Here is a 616-nt window from a genome sequence, read left to right on the forward strand (position 1 = left end):
CCACTTGCCGAGGAAGGTGTTCATCCGCATGCGGTGGCTGATCAGCTCGGCCGGCGGCGGGTACAGGCCCATTGTGTCCTGCCAGCGGCGGCCCACATAGCAATGGGTGGTCTCGGCCTGGCGCGCGTCACGGTACAGCCGCACATAGGCCGAAGGATCCGGCTCGCCGGTGACCGGGTCGGCCAGGTCGTAGGTCAGGCGCAGTTCCACCGTATAGCGATGGCATTCGATGACGTCCAGGCGCACGTCCAGACCGTCGCCGATCGAGGAAATGTAGCTGCCCGCCGCCAATCCGGCCGGTTCGAACAGGCGCACCAGGTGCCGGTAGTTTTCCGCGTACAGCCCCATGAGCCAGCTCAACCGGCTCAGGCGGGGAATGCGATTGGTGCGGGGCAAGGCTCGGGCCATGGGTCGATCCTACACGTTGGTGCTTCAACGTGGGGGCGCGCATGCGCAAGCCAACCCCGGAGGTGTTGCGATCAGCCGGCCAGCGGCCGGCTCTACCCGATGTCCGTACCTGGGGTCATGCTGCTGCCCCTTTGTAGAGCCGAGCCATGCTCGGCTGCACAGGGAAGGAGAGTCGAGCATGGCTCGACTCTACAGAAGCGGGCCTCAA

1 protein-coding gene is annotated in these 616 nt (G+C 65.7%); it reads right to left on the minus strand.

All coding sequences use genetic code 11. The annotated features are described in order from the left end of the window. A partial coding sequence (locus C9414_RS20835) for a DUF1249 domain-containing protein (RefSeq protein WP_107164303.1) occupies nt 1–408 on the minus strand: 408 nt, incomplete at its 3' end. Nucleotides 409–616: the final 208 nt, after the last annotated feature.

Origin of the sequence: Bacillus sp. Nf3 (assembly GCF_003028545.1) — a bacterium.
GTDB classification, from domain to species: Bacteria; Bacillota; Bacilli; order Bacillales; family Bacillaceae; genus Bacillus; species Bacillus safensis.